Source organism: Prevotella sp. HMSC073D09 (assembly GCF_001814145.1).
GTDB lineage: Bacteria > Bacteroidota > Bacteroidia > Bacteroidales > Bacteroidaceae > Prevotella > Prevotella conceptionensis.
This window is the reverse complement of sequence record NZ_KV815137.1, coordinates 1-876: the sequence shown is the minus strand read 5'-3', so window position 1 is coordinate 876 and position 876 is coordinate 1. Positions and strand designations below refer to the sequence as shown.

The window sequence follows — 876 nt, the reverse complement described above, 5'->3', positions numbered from 1 at the left end:
CGGGATAGATGGTGTAGTCCTCCGTCTCGTGGAAGGTGAGGCCTTGCGGTGCGCCGTTGACGTACACGCCCTCAAGATAGCCGTGGCTCTTCACGACGCGCTCGCCCACGGCGTTGTAGGTGTAGCGGCTGGTCTTGCCGTTGTCCGACAGGGCCATGAGGCGGTTCTCCTCGTCCCACGCCATGCGCCGCTCCGTGTTCAGGCTGTCGTCCTCAACAAGTGTGGGGTTGCCGTTGGCGTCGTAGGTGTAACGTTCGTGCCCAATCTGCGAGGGCGCGGTGGGATGGTCGGCGTCGCCGTACTCGTAGGCCAGCGCGTAGCTGCCCGCAACCGAACCCGAGTCGGTGCGCTGCACCTTGGTGAGCGGCTCGCCCATCAGCCCGAAACTCATGTCCATGGCGTAGCCTATGCCCTTGGCCTTGCCACTGGCCTTCACCAGCCGGTTAAGCTCGTCGTAGGCGTACGTGTGGCTGAACGCACCGCCCAGCGGTTTCTCCTCCTTTCCCTTGCCGGCATCGGGGCCGCCCGTGCTGCCAGGGCCTCCGAGCCCTTTCGGTTTCTTCGGCGCCTTTGGTGTAATAACGTTGGAAACGCCCAAAATATTGTCTACGAGGTCGTATTTATATTGCGTCTGCATGATGCTGTCTCCGTTGGCCGTGAGCAGCATGCCCTGCAACCGTTCGCGCTGGCGGTCGTAGGCGTACGTGCTTTCCGTGCCGTTGCCCATGCGCGTGTATATGGTGTGGCCGTCCTTGTCGTAGCCCACCTGCGCCACTATCGTCTCTTCCCTGCCCTGCTTGGCCGACTTGAGGCTTGTTACCTGACCCGCGGCATCGTAGCCGTAGGTAACCACCTCCCCGTCGGGATAGGTCATGG

1 pseudogene is annotated in these 876 nt (G+C 62.4%); it reads right to left on the bottom strand.

The annotated features are described in order from the left end of the window. Nucleotides 1-874, bottom strand: a pseudogene (locus HMPREF2955_RS13430) (RHS repeat-associated core domain-containing protein); the annotation flags it as partial. Nucleotides 875-876 lie beyond the last annotated feature (2 nt).